The organism is Pseudomonas sp. FG43, assembly GCF_057809175.1.
Genome location: NZ_JBMDJL010000027.1, coordinates 77,061 through 83,930, shown reverse-complemented (window position 1 = coordinate 83,930; position 6,870 = coordinate 77,061). Strand labels below are relative to the sequence as shown.

The window sequence follows — 6,870 nt, the reverse complement described above, 5'->3', positions numbered from 1 at the left end:
GCTCGTCGGGCTCATAACCCGAAGGTCGTCGGTTCAAATCCGGCTCCCGCAACCATATGCAGTACCGTAAAAGGCCCGCCCACAAAGCGGGCCTTTTGCATTGCGGCATCAGTGTGTTTTGCAGTTAGCAAGCTAACGCCCGTTAACTGGCAGCAAACAGGATTAATTTTCGGGTTTTCTGCATTAAAGGTTGACACATCTGGATTCGGCTGTAGAATGCCGCCACACAGACGCGGGATGGAGCAGCCTGGTAGCTCGTCGGGCTCATAACCCGAAGGTCGTCGGTTCAAATCCGGCTCCCGCAACCAAACATCAAAAGAGGCTAATCGAAAGATTGGCCTTTTTTGTGCCTGATGAAAAAGCATGCGACCAACGATGCTAACTGTCTGACAAAAAAAGACTATTTCTCCCGCCCCCTGAAACCCTATCATCACGTACGTAACGTAATATTTCCGTGTCCGACAGTTTTTCTATGTGCTGCCGATAGAATCATTACGAGACGCTGTAGGAAAAATCGGCTACGGCACGCTTCAATGCGGCATGACACAACGTAGTCATTTTTGTTACATACGCCTAAGCTGAATCAAAGCTGAACGGCACCCGCTCAAGCCATTCGCAGTTCGCCCATGAGACGTTGACGCGATAACATCTCGAAATATTTTTTGCGTAGGGATTGGTAACTTGGCTGCATACCTCCATCCTGTCGCGCACGATCCAAGGAGTGATTGATGCGCGACAACCCGTCAGATACCAACGAAGCAGTTGCTGCAAATAGTTCGATAAAAACTGTCCGCTTCCGCTGGCTGGAACTGCTCAGCAAGTACCGACAACCCATAGGGTTGGCAGTCATGCTGATACTGTTCGGCATGGCCTTGATCGCCTGTCGCCACATGCTGATCGAGATGGACTTCTTTGCTCTGCGCGACTCGCTGTTCGCAGTGCCCCTGCCCTCTTTGGGCGGCGCTCTGCTGGCTGCTGTAATCGGCTTCGTCATTCTGATGGGCTACGAGCTGTCCGCCAGCCGCTATGCAAACGTCAACCTGCCGACCCGCACCTTGTTACTCGGCGGCTTTACCTCATTTGCAATTGGCAATGCCGTAGGCCTGTCAATGCTCTCGGGCGGCTCGGTACGTTACCGGCTGTATTCTCGCCATGGCATCGGAGCGATGGAAATCGCCCGCATGACCCTGTTCGCCAGCCTGTCGCTGGGCTGCGCCTTGCCTCCCCTGGCGGCAGTAGCGACCCTGAGCAACTTGTCCGGCGCTTCCCTGGCACTGAAACTTCCAACCGATGTACTGGCAGTTATCGCTACCGCAGTCCTGGTCGGTAGCGTCTTGCTGGCGATTGCGGTCTATCGCCGTCGCCTGCCGGAACAGACCATCCCGCACAATATTCTGGTCAGAGCCGGCCGACGCACCTTGCGTCTTCCAGACCTGCGCCTGACGCTGATCCAACTGGTCATTACCGCTCTGGACGTGGTCGCCGCAGCAATGGTGCTTTACCTGCTGCTGCCGTCAGCACCGCCACTGGGCGCTTTCATACTCATTTACCTGCTGGCCCTGGCCGCAGGCGTACTGAGCCATGTACCGGGCGGCGTAGGGGTTTTCGAGGCGATTCTACTGGCAGCTTTCGCCAACGAACTGGGCGCCGCGCCATTGGCAGCGGCCTTGCTGCTGTATCGCCTGATTTATGTGGTGCTGCCTCTGCTGCTGGCCTGCCTGACACTACTGTTTACCGAAGCCCAGCGCCTGCTGCCCACCCGCCAGGCCATGCGCGTAGCTTCGGGGCTGGCCGCACCGATCCTGGCGCTGCTGGTGTTCCTGTCCGGTGTGGTCTTGCTGTTCTCAGGTGCCACACCGGAAATCGACACCCGCCTGGAAAACGTCGGCTTCATGATTCCACATCGCCTGATCAATGCCTCGCACTTTGGCGCCAGCCTGGTAGGCGTGCTTTGCCTGTTATTGGCCCAAGGCCTGCGGCGGCGATTGTCGGCGGCGTGGATGCTGACGGTCATTCTGCTGCTTGTGGGCGCAGTCCTGTCGATGCTCAAGGGCTTCGACTGGGAGGAAGCAAGCCTGCTGCTGCTGACGGCAGGCCTTCTGGCCACCTTCCGCCGTTCGTTCTATCGCCCAAGCCGTCTGCTTGAGCTGCCCTTCTCGCCGCTTTACCTGATTGCCAGCGCCTGCGTTGTAGGGGCATCGATCTGGTTGCTGCTGTTTGCCTATCAAGACGTACCTTATAGTCACCAGCTCTGGTGGCAATTCACCCTCGACGCCGATGCGCCACGGGGCCTGCGCTCCGCACTGGGCAGCGCGGTGTTGCTGGTTGTGGTCTCCCTGACCTGGCTGCTGCGCACGGCACGTCCGGTCATCAAGTTGCCGAACGCCGCAGAGCTGGACAAAGCCGCTGCAATCCTCAAGGCCTCCAGCCAGCCCGACGGCGGGCTGGTCCTGACCGGCGACAAGGCGATTCTGTTCCACCCGAACGACAACGCCTTCCTGATGTATTCCCATCGCGGACGCAGCCTTGTTGCGCTGTATGACCCGATCGGTCCGACCCAGCAACGCGCCGAACTGATCTGGCAATTCCGTGACCTGTGCGACGTCCACCACGCCCGCCCAGTGTTCTATCAGGTACGTGCAGAAAACCTGCCGTACTACATGGACATCGGCCTGACGGCGATCAAGCTGGGCGAGGAAGCTCGGGTAGACCTGCGGCGTTTCGATATCGACGCCAAGGGCAAGGAGATGAAGGACCTGCGCTACACCTGGAACCGGGGTGGTCGCGATGGCCTGTCGCTGGAGATCCACGAAGCAGGCCAGGCGCCGCTGGATGAACTCAAAGCCATTTCCGATGCCTGGCTGACCGGCAAGAATGTCCGCGAAAAAGGCTTCTCTCTTGGCCGTTTCAGCCCTGAGTACCTGAAGTATTTCCGCATTGCCATCATCCACTTCGAGGGTAAGCCGGTGGCTTTTGCCAATCTGCTGGAAACCAACAGCCTCGAACTCGCCAGCCTGGACCTGATGCGCTCGCACCCGGATGCACCGAAGCTGACCATGGAATTCATGATGGTCGGCCTGATCCTGCATTACAAACAGCAAGGCTATGCACGCTTCAGCCTGGGCATGGTGCCGTTGTCAGGCCTGCAGCCACGACGCGGTGCGCCTTTGACACAGCGTCTGGGGTCAATGGTGTTCCGCCGCGGCGAACAGCTTTACAACTTCCAGGGCCTGCGCCGCTTCAAGGACAAGTTCCAACCGGACTGGGAACCTCGCTATATGGCCGTGCCTGCCGGACTCGATCCGCTCGTGGCACTGGCTGACACCGCCGCCCTGATTGCGGGCGGCCTGACTGGATTGGTGAAACGCTGATGATTCGACGCTTTTCGCGCTATTTGCTCGCTGCCCTGGGTGTTGTGCTTCTGGTAGCACTCGGACTCTGGTTATGGAATCGCCCCGCTCCACCTGCCAGCCTTGAACGCCTGAGCCTTGACGATGGCACGCCACTGATCAGCGTGACACCGGCGACCAAGGTCAAGACCCGGATAGCCCTTGCCGTTACCGCCGAAGAGCTGTTGAGCGACAAACAACTTCTGGCTATCAGCAAGGACGCCTCGGCGCGTATCGTCCAGGTGGTCCTGCCAAAGGATGACTGCGTTCTGCAACAGAAGACCTTTCAGGCCGCTCTGCAAAAACTCGATGGTGCGCCTCTGGTCGTAGGCGGCATTGGCCCAGGCGCCACCCTGGCATGGCGCTGGCTGGCCGAACAGAAGGATGACAAGGCCCAGGCCATTTCGGTCGGTTTTGCCCTGGAGCATGTTTCCAACCCTCCTCCGGTGGTGGAGCAGGATGAAACCCCGCCACAGATCTGCGATGTTCCACTGCCGCAAAAGGCGCCACACGGTCACTGGCTGGCCGCCTGGAACGACGCCCCGGACGATCCGAGCGCCGCTTTCGTACGCGATCAGACGAACGCCGAAACCAGCATCAGCGATTACGACATCTCCCTGCCTCAAGTGCTCAACACCGAGCTTCGCCACCTGCTGCTCGGTGAAAACGACGCAGGCGGCCTGGGCATCCCGACGGTTGAAGTGCCTGTGGCCGCCAACCAGAGCGCCGACACCGTGACCCTGTTCATGTCCGGCGACGGCGGCTGGCGCGATCTGGACAAGGTCGTGGCGGGCGATATGGCGAAGATGGGTTATCCGGTGGTCGGCATTGATGTGCTGCGCTACTACTGGGAACACAAGACCCCGGAACAGACCGCCATCGACCTCACCGACCTGATGAATCACTACCGTCAGAAATGGGGTACCAAGCGCTTCATTCTGGCCGGTTACTCCTTTGGAGCCGATGTCATGCCTGCGGTCTATAACCGCTTGGCACCGGAAGATCAGAACCGCATCGACGGGATCATTCTGCTGGCCTTCGCACGCTCCGGCAGCTTCGAGATTCACGTAGACGGCTGGCTCGGCAATGCAGGCAAGGAAGCGACTACAGGCCAGGAAATGGCCAAGCTGCCAGCTTCCAAAGTGCTGTGCGTCTATGGCCTGGAAGAGAAGAAAACCAGCGGCTGTACCGATACCACCGCGGTCGGTGAAGTGATCGAACTACCGGGCGGCCATCACTTCGATGAAAACTACCCGGCACTGGCCAAGCGCCTGATCAATGCGATCAACAAGTGGCAAGGCAAGCCTGCCGCTCAATAAGCACTGATCTGTAGAAATGAAAAATCCCGGCACCGCGAGGTGACCGGGATTTTTTGTACGCCAGGAGAAACGCTACATCTCGACCTGGGTTCCCAGTTCGATCACCCGGTTATAGGGCAGCTTGAAGAAGCGCAGGTTGCCGTTGGCGTTCTTGAGCATGAAAGCGAACAGCGCTTCACGCCAGCGCGCCATGCCCACCATCTTGGAAGGAATGACTGTTTCACGACTGAGGAAGTAAGTGGTGCGCATCGGGCTGAAATCCAGATCATCCAGATGACACAGCGTCAGCGCAGCCGGGACATCCGGCTCGTCGATGAAACCGAAGTGCAGGATCACCCTGTAGAAACCTTCTCCGTAACACTCGACCTCGAAACGCTCATGGGATGGCACACGCGGCCGGTCCTCATAAACCACTGTCAGCAATACCACCTGCTCATGCAGCACCTGGTTGTGCAACATGTTATGCAGCAGCGCATGAGGCACAGCGTCGCTGCGTGCGGTCAGGAACACGGCGGTGCCCTGAACCCGGTGAGGCGGCTGCACGCGAATGCTGCCAATGAAGATCGGCAATGGCAGGCCACCTTCATCGATACGGTCGGCCAGCAACTGTTTGCCACGCTTCCAGGTCGTCATCAGGATGAACAGCGCCGCGCCCGCCAGCACCGGGAAAGCACCGCCCTGCACGACCTTCGGCACGTTGGCGGCAAAGAACAGACCATCCACCAGCAGCAGCCCCAGCAGCAAGGGGACCGCCAGCACCGCCGGCCACTTCCATAGCAGAAGCATTACCGACGACACCAGAATCGTGGTGCAGAGCATGGTGCCAGTCACGGCAACGCCATAAGCCGAAGCCAGCGCGCCGGAAGACTCGAAGCCGATCACCAGCATGACAACGCCCACCATCAACGCCCAGTTCACGGCACCGATGTAGATCTGGCCTTGCGCATCACTGGAGGTGTGCTGGATATACATGCGCGGTATGTAGCCCAGTTGAATCGCCTGCAAGGTCATGGAGAACGCACCGGAGATGACCGCCTGGGAAGCAATGACTGTCGCCAGTGTCGACAGGCCGATCAGCGGCAACAGCGCCCAGCCCGGCGCCAGCAGGTAGAACGGGTTACGCACTGCTTCGGGGTTTTCCAGCACCAATGCGCCCTGCCCGAAGTAGTTAAGGAGCAGCGCTGGCAACACCAGAATGAACCAGGCCCTTGAGATAGGCTTGCGCCCGAAGTGCCCCATGTCGGCGTACAGCGCTTCGGCACCGGTCAGCGCCAGCACGACCGCACCGAGAATCGCGACACCGATTCCGGGATGCAGGATGAAGAAACGGATCGCCCACATCGGGTTCACCGCATTCATCACCTCAGGCGAATGCATGATGCCATAGACACCCAGCGCGCCCAGCACCACGAACCAGGTGACCATTACCGGACCGAACAGCACACCGATACGGGCCGTACCGTGCTTCTGGATCAGGAACAGGCCAACCAGCACAATCAGCGCCATCGGCACGATCCAGTGCTCAAGCCCGTCAAAGGCAAGCTCCAGCCCTTCCATCGCTGAAAGCACCGAAACAGCGGGGGTAATCATGCTGTCGCCATAAAACAGAGCGGCACCAAACAGCCCGAAAACCACCATCAGCATCTGCAACCTGGGGTATTTGGTCGTCGCACGCCTGGCCAGTGCCGTCAGGGCCATGATCCCGCCCTCGCCCTGGTTGTCGGCGCGCAGGATAAAGGCCATGTACTTGAACGACACCACCCAGATCAGCGACCAGAAAATCAGCGACAGGATGCCAAGTATCGCGTCATGGGTGACTTCAACCCCATACCCTCCGTGAAACACTTCCTTGAGCGTATACAGCGGGCTCGTACCGATATCCCCATACACCACGCCCACGGCCGCGATCAGCAAACCCAGAGGTTTTGCAGTGCTTCCAGCCTCAGCATGACTGCTTGCTTGACTCATCCAATACTCCTGAAACCAGACTTGAGGTTCAAAGCACTTTGAACTTCACACCACGTAACAATTCAGATCGCACCAATTATTGACATGCGTTGGCGCAACGCCGCGAAGCATAGCGCAGCACTCGTCGTAATTCTCTGTTTAACACTGGTCATCGCACTCACTCATCGCCAGGGCTGCGCTTTTTTGACCAGACA

Annotated in this window: 3 protein-coding genes and 1 tRNA gene; 3 read left to right on the top strand and 1 reads right to left on the bottom strand. The window is 58.7% G+C overall.

From position 1 onward, the window contains the following. Positions 1 to 231 precede the first annotated feature (231 nt). The 3 genes from ACODS3_RS24590 to ACODS3_RS24580 all read left to right on the top strand — a co-directional run bounded on the left by ACODS3_RS24590 (position 232) and on the right by ACODS3_RS24580 (position 4,708). A tRNA-Met gene (locus ACODS3_RS24590) sits at positions 232 to 308 on the top strand. Between the two features lie 420 nt (positions 309 to 728). Next, on the top strand, positions 729 to 3,371 hold the full coding sequence (mprF, locus tag ACODS3_RS24585) for a bifunctional lysylphosphatidylglycerol flippase/synthetase MprF (RefSeq protein WP_304575005.1): 2,643 nt from the start codon (positions 729 to 731) through the stop codon (positions 3,369 to 3,371). Next, positions 3,371 to 4,708, top strand: coding sequence for a virulence factor family protein (locus ACODS3_RS24580; RefSeq protein WP_201017862.1), 1,338 nt, complete (start codon positions 3,371 to 3,373; stop codon positions 4,706 to 4,708). Before mprF ends, ACODS3_RS24580 begins: the two co-directional genes overlap by 1 nt. A 72-nt stretch (positions 4,709 to 4,780) precedes the next feature. Here the strand turns inward: ACODS3_RS24580 and ACODS3_RS24575 are convergent, their stop codons facing one another. After that, positions 4,781 to 6,676 (bottom strand): potassium transporter Kup, encoded by a 1,896-nt coding sequence (locus tag ACODS3_RS24575; protein WP_489036670.1) that lies wholly within the window; start codon positions 6,674 to 6,676, stop codon positions 4,781 to 4,783. Positions 6,677 to 6,870: the final 194 nt, after the last annotated feature.